We start from the raw sequence: 14,823 nt of genomic DNA, 5'->3' as shown, positions 1-14,823 counted from the left end.
ACATATTTACCATGGCAAATACATCTCATACTCCTTTAAAAATAAGGGTACTGTTATACCCTTAGTTTCAATTAAAGGTCAAATTTCACTTCATCTAGAAGTTTAATCGCGTCGGCATGGTGTGATGCGATATCATCTAAAGATAGCTTATCGGCATTGAAATCACCCCATGAAGCTACAAGTTCAGAACGCTTAACGCCCACTTTTACAGGGTACTCATAGTTCACTTCTGCATACATCTGCTGAGCTATATCACCCGTTAGGAATTCCATTAGCTTAACTGCGTTGTCTTTGTTTGGTGCAAATTTAGCAAGAGCCATACCGCTGATATTAACGTGCGTGCCTTGAGCAGCTTGGCCTGGGAAGTTAATATAAACTGAATCTGCCCATGCTTTTTGATCTTTATCGTTAACCATCTTACCTAGGTAGTAACTATTACCTAAAGAAACGTCACATAGACCTTCTTTAATCGCTTTTACTTGTGCGCGGTCGTTTCCTTGAGGCTTACGAGCTAAGTTTGCTTTCACACCCTCAAGCCATGCTTTTGTTTCAGCTTCACCTTTATGAGCAATCATTGATGAAACTAAAGAGACATTGTATGGGTGCTTACCACTACGTGTACAAATCTTGCCTTTGAATTCAGGATTAACTAGATCTGAGTAGTTAAATTCTTGACCTAATTTACCAACACGGTCACGTGATGAGTAAACATTACGTGTACGCAGTGTCAGAGCAAACCATTCATTTTCTTTATCTTGATATTGCGCAGGAACGTTCGCTTCGATAATTTTGCTTTCTACTGCTTGAACAAGGTTCTTGTTCGTCAATTCAGCAAGACGGCTGATATCCGTAGTTAATACAACGTCCGCTGGGCTGTATTCACCTTCTTGAGCTAACTTTTCTGCTAGGCCCTTTTTAGCAAACTTCACATTTACCTTGATGCCCGTTTCTTTAGTGAATTCTTTAAACATAGGCTCAACTAAGAAAGGTTGACGGTAAGAGTAGACGTTTACTTCTTCAGCAGCCATTGCAGTTGATGTTAATACGCTACAAGCGAGCGCTGAAAGAGTTAGCAGTTTTTTCATCATCGAGTTCCTTGAGTTTCGTAATGATAACGTTTATCAGTCGTGTTATTATATTCATCTTTATTTAGAATACAATGATCTGTGACAAAAAAACCTGCCAATTAATGACAGGTTTGTTATTAACTACGAAACAATAGCTGAAATTGTGATCTCTATTTCACAGTCACAAACTCAGGATAAGCCCCTACTCCACAATCGTGCATATCCATTCCTTCTTGCTCTTCGTCTTCTGTCACACGAATTCCCATTGTGGCTTTCAACACGGCCCATACTGCTAAACTCGCACCAAATACCCATGCAAAGATAACTGCAGCACCTAACAACTGAGTACCGAATGACGCATCAGCATTGCTAAACGGAACTACCATCAAGCCAAAGAAACCACATACGCCATGCACTGAAATCGCGCCAACCGGATCATCAACTTTCACTTTATCAAGAGCGATAATACTAAATACTACTAATGCACCCGCGCCAACACCAATCGCAACCGCATAGAGTGGCGACGGTGAAAGAGGATCTGCTGTGATTGCCACTAGACCTGCTAACGCACCATTCAATACCATTGTTAAGTCTGCTTTACCCCAAGTGGTTTTACATACTAGTAGTGCTGCAATCGCGCCAGCAGCCGCTGCTGCGTTCGTGTTTAAGAAGATTTGCCCCACAGCTGTCGCGTTCTCGAAATCTGAAACCATCAATTGAGAGCCGCCATTAAAACCGAACCAACCGAACCAAAGAATAAAGGTACCTAACGTTGCAAGTGGCATGTTTGAACCAGGAATCGGGTAAATTTCACCGTTCTTACCATATTTACCTTTACGAGCACCCAGTAGTAAAACGCCCGCTAACGCCGCAGCAGCACCAGCCATGTGTACGATACCTGAACCTGCGAAGTCACTGAAACCAGCCTCAGATAAGAAACCACCACCCCAAGTCCAGTAACCTTCCATTGGGTAGATAAACGCTGTCAGTACCACAGAGAAGATGAGGAATGACCAAAGCTTCATACGTTCAGCAACGGCACCCGATACCACAGACATAGCGGTTGCCACGAATACAACCTGGAAGAAGAAATCAGACTCTAGAGAGTGGTCTGCGCCTTCGCCTTGCGTGCCAATTAGAGTACCAAAGGAGGGTAACCAGCCGCCTTCACCGTTATCTACATACATAATGTTGTAGCCAACGACTAAGAAAGTGGTACAAGCAATCGCGTACAAACAAATGTTCTTAGTTAAAATTTCTGTGGTGTTCTTTGAACGAACTAGGCCAGCTTCTAACATCGCGAAGCCTGCTGCCATCCACATGACTAACGCACCTGAAATGAGGAAGAAAAAAGTGTCGAGTGCGTAACGTAGTTCCGTTACTGTTGTTGTAAGTTCCATATTAAAGTCTCCAATCCTTGTCATTCTTTAAAGTGCTTCAGCATCCATTTCACCAGTACGAATTCGCACAGCTTGGCTTAGGTCATACACAAAAATCTTACCATCACCGATTTTTCCTGTATGAGCAGCCTTGGTAATCGCTTCAACCACTCGATCCACATTCTCAGCTTGAGTGGCGATTTCTAATTTCACTTTTGGTAAGAAATCCACTTGATATTCCGCACCACGATAAAGCTCTGTATGACCCTTTTGACGACCAAAGCCTTTTACTTCAGAAACCGTCATTCCTTCGATTCCAGCCTCCGCCAACGCTTCACGCACATCATCTAGCTTGAATGGTTTCACTATCGCATTAATCAATTTCATATCGTTCCCTCGAAAATTATTCCTTTGACACTTTCTAATAATCAAGTTGCATGCCAAATCAATAACTCATTGATAAATAACAATTAGGTGCATTTTCATCGATATATAAAAAAAGAGCCGCACCAGTTCGGTGCAGCTCTTTCCCAAATATAATGCGCAATCCGCTATAGCTCCAAAGCGGTGCAAAACTTAATTTATCCTAGACATAACCAATAAAATCTTTCCAACGTTCAATCAATAACTCAAAATCTTCTAGGCCACAACTTGCGGTACTTTCACAGTTATAATAATCATATTCGCTATGCTGCTCTTCCAACTCAGCATCATGATCTAAACTATTTTCTTGAACGGTTACTTCATCTTCACAAATGACGAGGCTAATTTCTGTCCCTAATAATTTTTGTTCTTTCGACGTTCGCAGTTGAGCCTCATCAAGTAACGCACAGACTTGATCAATCTTCTGTCTATTGGTTCCAATCTCTTCTTGCAACCAACGACCAATAATCTCATGCCCCATGCTGCACTTTACGTAGTACTCACCCATTAAAGTGTTTCTTGTAAATTCGAATTCCATAAAGGCTCCACGCGCTAATCACAGACAGGGTAAAAAATGAGGCGAGAGTATATAGTGAAGTCACCAAGAGATCGAGTCACTCATCACCTAACATACAGACATAAAAAAACGCCTACCGAAGTAGACGCCCTATCATTTGGGTTCCTCTAAATAGTTGGAGTTGCAGCTAGGCGACAAGTACGTTCATCCCTATGAGCATAGAAGCTCTATGTGATTAGGGTAAACGTACGCAGTCAACAACGCTGCAGCTACAAATATAACGAGGAACTAGGCTGGTTCTTGGAAAATAACAGTGTCTGCTTTTTCCGTGTACTGACCCATTTTATGGAAATTCAGATAACGGTATGTATCCGCAGCGGTCGCATTAATCTTCTCAGCGTACTCCAGGTACTCTTCTTTAGTTGGAATTCGACCTAGAATCGCACCAACAGCAGAAAGCTCAGCAGAAGCGAGATAAACGTTCGCCCCCGTACCCAAACGGTTCGGGAAGTTACGAGTAGACGTCGACATAACCGTAGAAGCATCAGCAACACGTGCTTGGTTACCCATACATAAAGAACAACCCGGAGTTTCAATACGCACCCCAGCACGACCGAAGATGCCGTAATAGCCCTCTTCTGTCAGTTGGTCTTTATCCATCTTAGTTGGCGGAGCCACCCATAGGCGAGTGTTTAGAGAACCATTGAACTCTTCAAGCATCTTACCTGCCGCACGGAAGTGACCGATATTCGTCATACAAGAGCCGATGAACACTTCTTGAATCTCAGTACCTTGAACGTCAGAAAGAAGACGAGCATCATCTGGATCGTTTGGTGCACATAGAATTGGCTGATCGATATCAGCAAGATCAATCTCAATAACATGAGCGTATTCAGCATCAGAATCAGCAGAGAGCAACTCAGGGTTCGCTAACCACTCTTCCATTGCCGTAATACGACGCTCAATCGTACGAACATCACCGTAACCTTCAGCAATCATCCACTTAAGCATAACGATATTCGAGTTCAAGTACTCATCGATAGACTCTTGAGACAGCTTCACTGTACAACCTGCAGCCGAACGCTCAGCAGATGCATCAGAAAGCTCAAATGCTTGCTCAACAGATAGGTGCTCAACACCTTCAATTTCTAGTACACGACCAGAGAATTCATTGATCTTACCTGCTTTCTCTACCGTTAGTAGACCTTGCTTAATACCGTAAAGAGGAATGGCATGTACTAGGTCACGTAGCGTGATACCCGGCTGCATTTCGCCTTTAAAACGAACCAAGATAGATTCAGGCATATCAAGAGGCATAACGCCTGTTGCCGCAGCAAATGCTACTAAGCCAGAGCCCGCAGGGAATGAAATACCTAATGGGAAACGAGTATGCGAGTCACCACCAGTACCAACAGTATCAGGAAGAAGCATGCGGTTTAGCCACGAGTGAATAACACCATCACCAGGACGCAGTGAAACACCCGCACGGTTCATAATGAAATCAGGCAGCGTATGGTGAGTGTTTACATCGACTGGTTTCGGGTATGCAGATGTGTGACAGAAAGACTGCATAACAAGGTCTGCTGAGAAGCCAAGACAAGCAAGGTCTTTAAGCTCATCACGAGTCATAGGGCCTGTTGTATCTTGCGAGCCTACGGTTGTCATTTTAGGTTCACAGTACTGGCCAGCACGTACACCTTCAACGCCACATGCTTTGCCAACCATCTTCTGAGCTAGCGTGTAGCCTTTATCAGATGCAGATGGGTCGATTGGTTTAGCAAACAAATCGGTTTCAGCTAGACCTAGAGCGTCACGAGCACGACCAGTTAAGCCTCGACCGATGATCAGTGGAATACGACCACCAGCACGCACTTCATCTAGAAGTACCTTACTTAATTCAAAGTTTGAAATCACAGAACCGTTCTTGTGAACAACACCTTCATACGGGTAGATATCAATAACATCACCCATGTTCATGTCTTGTACGTTCAGTTCAATTGGTAGCGCGCCTGAGTCTTCCATTGTGTTGTAGAAGATTGGAGCAATTTTACCACCAAGACAAACACCGCCAGTACGCTTATTTGGTACGAATGGGATATCTTCACCCATAAACCAAAGTACTGAGTTCGTTGCCGATTTACGTGAAGAACCTGTACCAACAACATCACCAACATAAGCCAGTGGAATGCCATCTTTTTGCATTTCTTCAATTTGAGTAATAGGACCAACGCTACCCTGTTCGTCAGGATTAATGCCTTCACGTTCCATTTTCAGCATCGCTTTTGCGTGCACTGGAATATCAGGGCGTGACCATGCATCAGGCGCAGGCGATAGGTCATCGGTGTTGGTTTCACCAGTGACTTTAAATACTTTAACCGTGATTTTTTCTGCGACTTTCTCTTTTGACGTAAACCATTCAGCATCAGCCCAAGATTGGAGTACTTGCTGCGCTGAAGCATTGCCTGCTTTCGCTTTCTCTTCTACGTCGTAGAACGCGTCAAACATCAGTAGAGTGTGGGACAGTGCTTTAACAGCGATTGGAGCAAGTTCGGCATCGTCTAGTAGAGAGACTAGAGATTCGATGTTGTAACCGCCTTGCATAGTGCCAAGCAGTTCTGCCGCTTTTGCTTTACTTACTAGTGGAGAAACGACTTCACCTTTAGTGATGGCCGTAAGGAAACCAGCTTTAACATAAGCAGCTTCATCTACACCCGGTGGAATACGGTTTTCTAGTAGGTCAAGAAGGAACGCTTCTTCACCTTGTGGCGGATTCTTTACCAGTTCAATTAATGCGGCTACTTGCTCAGCATCTAGTGGTCTCGGAACGACTCCTTCAGCAGCACGCTCTGCGACGTGTTTACGATAGGCTTCAAGCACGACTTTTTCCTCTCATTGCGGTTCCTCCCTCATTATTTACTCTTTTTATTAAAGAAAAAGGGAGTGAACATCCTTGGAAACTTGGCTCTCCTTTGCCATTGTCCATCACTCTAATCACATTGATGTACAACACCAGAGAGACCAAACGGTGGTGGGGAGAATAGCAAATTTAACGATAAATTAAAATCTTATCATTTTGACCAACATAGCAACTTAAGACTAAAGTTTTATAATTTCGGCCTATTAAGTCGTCAAATTTGCACTTCTGGTAATGGTTATTTAGACGGCGTTCCGATGATCAGATACACCGAGTCGAAATCCTCTTCTGTGCGTCCATAAGCAAACATCACAGGCCCAATAGGTGAATCGATGCCAGCAAAAATAGACGCGGCGTTATACATAGGAGCTTCATTTAGCTTCAGTGAATTATCCGTCCAAACGCCTCCTCTTTCGATCGACGCCCCTAAGTAGACTGGGGATTCAAACAGACCGAAGTCATTGTCAAACCAGCGGTAACGATACACTAGGCTTGCAAAAGCTTTGTTCTGTCCGATGAGGCTATTTCTTGAGATACCCGATAAATTTAAGAAACCGCCTAACTCCCGAGGATCGATCGGTACTAGTGAGTTTTTACTTTCTACGACACCATATTCCGCTTTTGCGACCAAAGTATGTCGTTCATAGCTTCTTGCGGCTTGCAATTCAGCCGATATTTCATAAACCGTATCGGTGATATCTTCTGAAGAGTCGTCAACGTAACCATTGGTATCATCATGTGAAATCAAGTATTCAAGATCAATATATAGCCCTTTTGTTGGTAAACTATAGTGATCTAATGTGTCCAATCGATAACTGACAAACCCACCCATTCGGGTAAACGTGAAATCGCCAAGAGAGGGTAATGTCGAATATTCCGCCGAGCCATCGGTATAGCGAGCACCGATGGTAAACTCTTGCCATAACGCAGCTTGATATCCTAGCTCAAATTCTCCAACCACCTCTTGAAAGGTGACAGGCAAATAATCACGAGAACCTTCTAAAGTCATGTCATCAAAACCGTCCAAAGGGATATTTCGGTTTTGATTGCTATATATCAGTTTGGTAGACGTAAAAAGCTTTTGCCCAGAAAGAATCGGTGAAAAAAATTCGGCTTCAATTCGTTTGTCTGTCCCCATCTCTAGGTTGGTTCGTAGCTCTGCACCATGAGAGTTAATATCGGTAAAGTTACTGGAAAGTCCGATCGAATACTGGCTTTTAGTTGCGAAATCATCCTCAAGGAAAAATCTGAAATTGACGTAATTTGGGCCCCAGGACTTTTCATCAACATCAAAGATAACTTGATTCACACCATCGACTTGATCGTAACGGTAAGTGATCAATTCAAATCGGTCTAATGCATAAAGATCTTGAACACTTTTCTCTATCTCACCCGTTTTCAGAATCCGTCCTGGCTTTAAATCTAAACGGTTAGCGAGAAGCTTGTCACTGTAGTGAGTCTCATTGTTCACCACTATCTCATCGACAACGGTTTCATCACCAAATTGCAACGTCTTTCTGCGATCTTGTATATGATCGATATAAATTTGATAGTTTCGATTTGAAAGCGATAACGCCGCTAATTTATCTTTCACTTTGAGAGTTTCTAAATAACCCTTTTGGTAAGCGTCCGGCATTTTATCAAATTCAGTGGTCTCCATATCCCCAACATCTGGTTGGATATAAAAATCATCATCAGTCAGCGTTTCAGCTTGCTTGTGAGTGCTACGACGAACTAGATAATTGGAAAGCTGATCCGCAGCGGTTAAAAACGTCGTAAAATCATCCTCCCCTTTATAATCCGTACTAATATCAACCGCGATAACAATATCAGCCCCCATTGCACGAGCAACGTCGACAGGCATATTATTGGTGACGCCACCATCGACAAGCATCTGTCCATTGACTTCATACGGAGGCAGCGCACCAGGAACCGACATACTCGACATCATGGCATCGACCAAATAGCCGTCTTTCATGATCACTTGTTGTAGTTCTATGATATCGGTAGAGACAGAACGATAAGGGATCACAAGATCATCAAATGAGTCAAACGGCGGCAAGTTACCTGTCGTTTCCCTCAAAATACGTAACATATTTTGCCCTTGCACTACCCCTTTTGGTGCTCGAACTTCTCCCCAACGTAATCCTATGTCGGTTGTGAGTTGATATCTATCTTCATACTCTTTATCTCGTACACGACGTTGGCTACGGTCCACACGGTCTCGATATCCAGAATTCCAATTAATGGTATAGACAAAGCTTTCAATTTCATCTGCACTCATTCCCATCGCGTACAAGCCGCCTACATAGGCTCCCATGCTGGTTCCTGTAATGTAATCAACAGGGATTTGCATCTCTTCAAGTGCTTTCAATACACCAATATGAGCCGCTCCCTTCGCACCACCGCCTGCTAATACAACAGCAACCTTAGGGCGCGATGCTTCCTTTTCAGAAACGTCTAATGCCCATGCACTAGAGGCTGGCAGTAAACTGCTCAATATTAATAGGAATCCTAAATTGTACTGACGCGCCATTCCAAAATCCTTATATAAAAGTACGTTTTTACTTACCTATGCGAAAAAGCTTTAATGCAAAATAGTTCTTATGAGAGACAGTTCTTATTAAAAATAGCTCTTATGAAAAATAGCCCTTATACCAAAGGGCACTAATACGAAGAACTTCCCCAAATAAACCTTAACCTACCACTGGAATAATTTTTTAAGCCATTGTTGTGGTCGATTTTCACACCCTTGTTTTAATTGACCTTCACTGTCCCAAACAGGCAGCTTAAAATCACTACCACAATCAAGCTCTAAACCGCCAGATGACGTCGGAGAGAAGCCTAAAGTAGCGATACCCTTCGGCCAAGGCAACCGTAGTTTTTCAGGAATGCGGTGTTGCAGGTAATCAGCGTATACACGCAATGCACCGCTAGAGCCCGTTAGTGTCGTAGGTTTATTGTCATCACGCCCTAACCAGATGGTCGTGACTTCACGCCCATCAACGCCAACAAACCAACTGTCTCGGCTGTCGTTACTCGTTCCTGTTTTTCCAGCCAGCGCCGCCCAAGCGAATTGATTCTGAAGGAAGCGCCCCGTCCCCTGTGACACACCTTTTTTCATCGCGTAAGTCGTCAGCCAAGCGGCTTGCTGATCAACCGCTTGCGATACTCTTGGAAGTGTTTGATACAACACATCGCCATCTAAATTAACCACAGAACGCAATGCAGAAAGTGGCGCTTTCTTACCTGAATTGGTCAGTGTTTGGTACATCTGCGCCACTTGGTAAGGCGTCAATGAAAATGAACCTAAAAACATCGATGGAACGGGGCGAATTTCGCTGTTATCCACCCCCAATTTGACTAATGTTTTTGATACCTCTTTTATCCCCAACTGCATGCCTAACCTTACCGTTGGTACATTCAGAGATTTTGCTAATGCTTGATAGAGTGGCACTTCACCACGGAACTTACGATCGAAATTACGCGGGGACCAAACACTCCCTTTGCTGCCTTTTAAGCTGAGAGGAGAATCCATTAACGTCGAAGCCAGTGAATACTTATCAGGCTGTTCAAGCGCTGTTAAGTATATGGCTGGTTTTACAAGTGAACCGATTGGACGGCTGGCATTTAAAGCTCGGTTAAAGCCATCATATCCCGTACGTTTTCCGCCGACCATGGCGCGGATCTCGCCGGAATGGCGATCTACCGCAATCGCAGCGGCCTCTAACTCTTTGCCCGCTCTTTTAGCGAGTTCAGGTACTTTTCGACCAATCGCCTGCTCTAATTTTACTTGAGAGACAGGATCAAGTGACGTGAACACACGCAACCCTGAATCCGAATGGAACCGTGTTCCCAAAGATTCATTTAACTCTATTTTCAGTTGTTGGAAATAGGCGGGCTGGCGGCTAGCAATACGTGGATTATCTTGAATATCAAGCGGCCTGCGAGCGGCTTCTTCATACTGACTGGCCGTGAGAGTATCTTGCTGCATCATAAGGCGAAGTACTAAGTCGCGACGTTTCTTAGCGCGTTCAGGGTAGCGGACAGGGTTGTAATAGGAAGGACCTTTCACCATCCCAACCAGTAAGGCTAATTGATCGATACGCAACTCTTGAATCGGTTGTCCGAAATAGAGCCTCGAAGCCAGCCCAAAACCATGAATCGCTTCGCCACCACTTTGTCCTAAATAGACTTCATTCAAGTACGCTTCTAAGATTCGGTCTTTGCTATAACGGTAGTCCAAAATCAATGCGATATACGCTTCTCTTACTTTTCGCCATAATGTTTTTTCTCTTGATAGAAATAAGTTTTTGGCAAGTTGTTGAGTTAATGTACTTCCCCCTTGAACCGTACGACCCGCTTTGATATTCGCCACCAGAGCACGGGCAATCGCAACAGGCGAAACCCCTTCATGCTGATAAAAATAGCGATCTTCTGTCACGAGCAATGCGTCTACCATTACTTCGGGGAACTGCTCACGGCGTAAGAATAGTCGTTGTTCGTCTTTGCCTTTTTCTAGCATCCCAAGCATCTTCGGCTCAATGCGCAAGTAGCCCATGTCCTGATCTTGTTCTAACGATTGAATGCGCGTAAGGCTCGTCTTATCAAAATGTAACATGACGTGACGATCCGGCTCCGGCCCATCTGTAAATTCGAATGGCCTACGAATCACCTCTATTTTGGTGGACGAAGAGGAGTAATCACCTGGATGACGAGGTTGACGAACCTTACGATAATTGAGCACATCCAACTCATTTTGAACTTGCTTAAGCGCCACCTCTTGACCCGGAGCCAAGTTCAACACTCTCGCATAAACCACCGTAGGCAAATCAAATAGCTGACCTTCAAATCTCTGCTTCACAACGGAATCAAGATACACGCCAATAAAAATCAATAACGCGATGACCGCAATACCGCTTTTCCAACTCACGCCCCACAAAATTCGTAACCAGCTACGTTTCTCTTTCGCTGCCTTTTTACGCTTGGTTGTGGTTCGTTTTTTCGGTTTTACAGCCGCTTTTTTTGTCGTCGTGGCTTTTTTTCCACCAGCTGGTTTCTTTTTCGTGGTCTCTTTTTTTTCTGCTGAGCGCTTATTGACCAACGGTTTATCTACTGCTGACTTTTTTAGAGAGTTCATTAACATTATTTATTCAACTGTCGTTTGGTTTTAGTCGTTGCCACATGGTTTGCCGGATCATCAGGCCAAGGATGCTTCGGGTAGCGCCCCTTCATCTCTTTTTGAACCTCTTTGTAGCTTCCACTCCAAAACCCTGCGAGATCTTGTGTCACTTGCAATGGCCTTTGTGCAGGCGATAGTAACTCTAGTACGATTTTTTTTCTGCCTTGAGCAATCATTGGTGAATCATGCTCACCAAAAACTTCCTGAATTCGCACTGAAATGATGGGTTCATTTCCCGTTTGGTAACGAATTACTTTTCGATTTCCCGTTGGCATTTGATAATGAGTCGGCAGCCACTCATCTATCGATTGATTCAAAGGCCAGCCTAAGCGTGCTAATAATGCGGGCACTAACGACATCTTATTCAGCTGTTTGATCGACGTAATAGCGCTCATGTAAGGCGCTAGCCATAATTCAAGATCGGATAATAAACTCTCATCATCCATCGCGGGCCAATCCTGTTCTGGTAGCCACTCAATAGCACAACGAATACGTTTTAATAACGCGATGCTGTTTTCATCCCAGTTCAAACACTCCAACCCTTTTCTGCGGACATAATTGAGCAGAGCTTCGCTCATTTTACTTTGATCGGGCTGACTCATCTCTTTGCGTCGAACGACTAACTTTCCTAAAGTCGTTCGTTGTTCAGCCATTAAGCGACCACGTTTTTCATCCCAATCTACAACTTCGTGAGACACAAACAAAAATGGGAAATGCGCTTCAAGGGCAATGATGTCGACTTCTGCCGCAAGAAAAATCTGACTCGCCTCTTGAGCAGAGCGCATCAGATCAATCGCGATAAGATAATCCACATCCGCTAGCGACTGAGACTCATCCATCGCACCACCATGCCCATTGGATAATATAAAACGGCCTGATTGTGCGGAGCGTCGCTGACCTATACGATCAGGAAAGGCTAAGCTTAAAATGATGCCAACTTGCCGTTCATCGACTTTTTTCACATCAAAACTCACATTAAGCTTTCTAGCTAAAACACTCACACGCTGAGTGATAACCTTCATTTTTGAGTGGTTGGATTGCTTAAAACGATGAAGGGAATGCTGCAAGTTTGCCACATTACGTTCAGGTTCTTCTAATAACGCAGCCACTAAAATCGCGCAGTGCAACATATCACTTTGATGCTGGCTCACATGCACCAACATACTGGCAATTCGAGGATCTAACCCTAGCTCATGAGCGCGCTTACCAAATGTCGTTAACTGAGCATTCTCCCCTAATATATTTAACGAAGAAAGCAGCGTGGTCGCCTGTTTTAGAGCGGTTGCTGGTGGCTTATCTAACCATGATAATTCATCTACATTCACGGTTCCCCACTGCGCGAGCTCTAGAACGAGTGAAGAGAGATCCGCGTGTAATATTTCAGGCTCTGGCACATAAGGTTGCTGAGCCAATTGGGTTTCACTATACAGACGCAAGCAAATCCCCTTTTCTAAGCGCCCCGCACGCCCTGCTCGTTGCTCTGCGGAAGATTGAGCGATTTTAATTTGCTCTAACTTGGTGATCCCCGTTTTGAGATCAAACTTAGCCACTCGCTCTAAACCCGAATCCACAACAAGACGGATCCCTTCAATGGTTAAAGAGGTTTCCGCAATATTGGTTGCAAGCACCACTTTGCGTCGCCCATTCTCACTTGCTGCAATCGCACGTTGCTGTTGGGTAAAATTCAATTGGCCATACAAAGGACAAATATCAACATCTGGAAGCAAACTGGTTAGCGACACTTCTAGCTGTTTGATCGCACCGACTCCGGGAAGAAAAGCGAGTAAGGAGCCCTCTTCTGTCGTGATCAAGTGTTCAATTCTTTTCGCCATCGCAGGCACAAGATACTCATTAACCCCAAGCGCAGAGTAGCGATACTCCACAGGAAAAGAGCGCCCCTGAGATTCCACATAACAAGCTTCGGGCAGCAAAGATTGCAAAGCCTGCTGATCTAACGTTGCAGACATCACCACAATTTTCAGATCATCTCGCAAAGCCTCTTGGATCTCTAAACTTAATGCCAGCGCTGTATCCGCATGAATGCTGCGTTCATGGAACTCATCAAAAATCAGTAAACTCACACCCGACAGTTCCGGATCGCTCTGGATCATTCGGGTCATAATCCCTTCGGTGACAATCTCTAGCTTTGTCTGTGAGCTCACTTTGCTTTCACCACGAACTCGATAGCCCACCGACTGCCCAACCGTTTCACCGAACTGCTTTGATAGATACTGAGCAATATTACGAGCCGCTAAACGCCTTGGTTCCAGCATGATGATCTTGCCAGCAAGCCCACCAGTTTTAAGCAGTTGGAGAGGGAAATGTGTCGACTTCCCGGCACCGGGAGCCGCTTTTAAGATCAGTTGATGATGACTTTGGACGCCGGCAAGTAACTCGGGCATCACAGCTTCAATAGGCAGTTGTGACAATGGTCAACCCTTATGATTTAATGAGACCATCATTGTACATAAAAACAGTATGAGAATGCACTTTAACCCACGATTAGAAAGCGCCACGCTAATAAAAAGATACAAACGTTTCCTTGCGGATATAAAACTCGACGATGGAAGCGAACGAACCATCCATTGTGCCAATACTGGAGCAATGACCGGTTGCGCGACGCCTGGAGATAAGGTTTGGTATTCCACCTCTGATAACCCAAAACGAAAATACCCCAATAGCTGGGAGCTTTCTGAAACCTCTCAGGGGCATTTCATCTGTATCAATACAGCAAGAGCCAATCAACTCGCGGTTGAAGCCATCAATAACAATGTCATTTCGGAATTATTAGGGTACGACGAACTGAAAACAGAGGTGAAATATGGCAATGAAAACAGCAGAATTGATATATTGCTAACAGCAGAAAATAAACCAAAGTGCTATATAGAAGTGAAAAGCGTCACTCTGCTCGATGAGACTCATAACGGTGACACGATTGGGCAAGGCTATTTTCCCGACACAGTAACGACTCGTGGGCAGAAACATTTACGTGAACTCACAGAAATGGTCAATACTGGAAGTAAAGCCGTACTTTTATTCACTGTTTTACATTCAGGGATTGAAAAAGTCTCTGCGGCACACCATATAGACGCCAAATATTCACAATTACTCATTGAAGCAAGAAATGCCGGAGTGGAAGTTCTCTGTTACAAAGCGGAACTGAACGATTCTGAGATAAAGCTAGTTTCTGCTATTGAATTTATCAATAAGCAGTAAAAGTGATGTTATCTTCACAATGAAGATAAATTTATAACTCAGGATTTGCCACCACAACTGCTTTCTGCTATAGATACCCGCCTCAAATTAACTGCTAAGCAGTTGACTAGGTGTAAGTAGGAGAT

At 44.1% G+C, this 14,823-nt stretch carries 9 protein-coding genes; 1 reads left to right on the top strand and 8 read right to left on the bottom strand.

Going from position 1 to position 14,823, the window contains the following annotated elements; genetic code table 11:
- Window positions 1-71: 71 nt before the first annotated feature.
- From OCV39_RS02670 to hrpB, 8 genes are all read right to left on the bottom strand, one after another.
- Window positions 72-1,085 (bottom strand): Fe(3+) ABC transporter substrate-binding protein, encoded by a 1,014-nt coding sequence (locus tag OCV39_RS02670; RefSeq protein WP_261889460.1) that lies wholly within the window; start codon window positions 1,083-1,085, stop codon window positions 72-74.
- A 152-nt stretch (window positions 1,086-1,237) separates the two neighbouring features.
- Window positions 1,238-2,467: an ammonium transporter gene (locus tag OCV39_RS02665; RefSeq protein WP_171755926.1), complete on the bottom strand. Its 1,230-nt coding sequence runs from the start codon at window positions 2,465-2,467 to the stop codon at window positions 1,238-1,240.
- A gap of 27 nt (window positions 2,468-2,494) precedes the next feature.
- Complete coding sequence (locus OCV39_RS02660; RefSeq protein WP_017054142.1) at window positions 2,495-2,833, bottom strand: P-II family nitrogen regulator; 339 nt, start codon at window positions 2,831-2,833, stop codon at window positions 2,495-2,497.
- A 199-nt stretch (window positions 2,834-3,032) separates the two neighbouring features.
- The gene (locus OCV39_RS02655; protein WP_113799235.1) at window positions 3,033-3,407 is read right to left on the bottom strand and encodes a YacL family protein; all 375 of its coding nucleotides are present in this window, start codon (window positions 3,405-3,407) and stop codon (window positions 3,033-3,035) included.
- Window positions 3,408-3,674: 267 nt separating this feature from the next.
- Window positions 3,675-6,263, bottom strand: a complete 2,589-nt coding sequence (acnB, locus tag OCV39_RS02650) for a bifunctional aconitate hydratase 2/2-methylisocitrate dehydratase (RefSeq protein WP_171755925.1) — start codon at window positions 6,261-6,263, stop codon at window positions 3,675-3,677.
- Window positions 6,264-6,538: 275 nt separating this feature from the next.
- Window positions 6,539-8,836, bottom strand: coding sequence for a patatin-like phospholipase family protein (locus tag OCV39_RS02645; protein ID WP_261888874.1), 2,298 nt, complete (start codon window positions 8,834-8,836; stop codon window positions 6,539-6,541).
- A 165-nt stretch (window positions 8,837-9,001) separates the two neighbouring features.
- Window positions 9,002-11,440, bottom strand: a complete 2,439-nt coding sequence (mrcB, locus tag OCV39_RS02640) for a penicillin-binding protein 1B (protein ID WP_261888873.1) — start codon at window positions 11,438-11,440, stop codon at window positions 9,002-9,004.
- Window positions 11,441-11,445: 5 nt separating this feature from the next.
- Window positions 11,446-13,911 (bottom strand): ATP-dependent helicase HrpB, encoded by a 2,466-nt coding sequence (gene hrpB, locus OCV39_RS02635; RefSeq protein WP_261888872.1) that lies wholly within the window; start codon window positions 13,909-13,911, stop codon window positions 11,446-11,448.
- Window positions 13,912-13,966: 55 nt separating this feature from the next.
- Between hrpB and sfsA the strand changes: the two genes are divergently transcribed.
- Window positions 13,967-14,698 carry a DNA/RNA nuclease SfsA gene (sfsA, locus tag OCV39_RS02630; RefSeq protein ID WP_261888871.1) on the top strand — a complete coding sequence of 244 codons (732 nt, stop codon included), beginning with the start codon at window positions 13,967-13,969 and terminating at the stop codon, window positions 14,696-14,698.
- The last annotated feature ends 125 nt before the right edge of the window (window positions 14,699-14,823 follow it).

Source organism: Vibrio cortegadensis (assembly GCF_024347395.1).
Classification (GTDB): domain Bacteria; phylum Pseudomonadota; class Gammaproteobacteria; order Enterobacterales; family Vibrionaceae; genus Vibrio; species Vibrio cortegadensis.
Note: the sequence above shows the minus strand (reverse complement) of the source record. Positions and strands in the feature narration are given on the sequence as shown.

Excerpts from the sequence above, each read along its gene's own strand:
- OCV39_RS02670 (WP_261889460.1), bottom strand. The coding sequence starts at position 1,085 with ATGAAAAAACTGCTAACTCTTTCAGCGCTCGCTTGTAGCGTATTAACA.
- OCV39_RS02665 (WP_171755926.1), bottom strand. The coding sequence starts at position 2,467 with ATGGAACTTACAACAACAGTAACGGAACTACGTTACGCACTCGACACT.
- OCV39_RS02660 (WP_017054142.1), bottom strand. The coding sequence starts at position 2,833 with ATGAAATTGATTAATGCGATAGTGAAACCATTCAAGCTAGATGATGTG.
- OCV39_RS02655 (WP_113799235.1), bottom strand. The coding sequence starts at position 3,407 with ATGGAATTCGAATTTACAAGAAACACTTTAATGGGTGAGTACTACGTA.
- OCV39_RS02645 (WP_261888874.1), bottom strand. The coding sequence starts at position 8,836 with ATGGCGCGTCAGTACAATTTAGGATTCCTATTAATATTGAGCAGTTTA.
- mrcB (WP_261888873.1), bottom strand. The coding sequence starts at position 11,440 with ATGAACTCTCTAAAAAAGTCAGCAGTAGATAAACCGTTGGTCAATAAG.
- sfsA (WP_261888871.1), top strand. The coding sequence starts at position 13,967 with ATGCACTTTAACCCACGATTAGAAAGCGCCACGCTAATAAAAAGATAC.